We start from the raw sequence: 695 nt of genomic DNA, 5'->3' as shown, positions 1-695 counted from the left end.
CGCCGGCGGGCAGCCGCGGCCACAGGTGGTAGCCGCCGGACGGGACGTGCGGCAGGGCGAGTTCGGGCAGGTGGAGGCGGAGCGCGGCAATCATCGCGTCCCGGCGGGCCCGCAGCGCGGCCGAGACCGCGCGCAGATGGCGCGGCCAGGCGGGCGAGCCGACGAGTTCCAGCGTGGCCTCCTGCAGGGGGCGGGGCACGAAGAAGGTGTCGACGATCTGGATGGCCCGCAGCCGTTCCAGGACCGGGCCGTGCGCGGCGAGCGCGCTCACCCGGAAGCTGGGCGAGGTCGCCTTGGTCAGCGAGCAGACGTGCACCACCACCCCGTCGGGGTCGTCGGCGGCCAGCGGGCGCGGCAGCGGGCCCGCGTCCTCGTGCACCAGTCGCCGCACGAAGTCGTCCTCAACCACGAAGGCGCCCGCCTCGCGGGCGATGCGCAGCACCTCGCCGCGCCGGCCGGGGGCGAGCACGGCGCCGGTGGGGTTCTGGAACAGCGGCTGGCAGACGAGGACGCGGGCACCGGTCGCGCGGAACGCGTCCGCGAGCAGCGGGGGCCGTACGCCGTCCGCGTCCACCGGGACGGGCACCGGGCGCAGTCCGGCGGTGCGGGCGATGGCGAGCATGCCGGGATAGGTGGGCGACTCGACGAGGACGGGGGCACCCGGTGGGGCGAGTGCGCGCAGGGCGGTGGTCAGC

General features: G+C 77.1%; 1 protein-coding gene. It reads right to left on the bottom strand.

The annotated features are described in order from the left end of the window. On the bottom strand, window positions 1–695 hold a 695-nt coding region (locus tag B7767_RS36015; protein WP_143652821.1), incomplete at both ends, for a PLP-dependent aminotransferase family protein.

Origin of the sequence: Streptomyces sp. 13-12-16 (assembly GCF_002114215.1) — a bacterium.
Lineage (GTDB): Bacteria > Actinomycetota > Actinomycetes > Streptomycetales > Streptomycetaceae > Streptomyces.
This window is presented reverse-complemented; position numbering and strand designations above follow the sequence as displayed.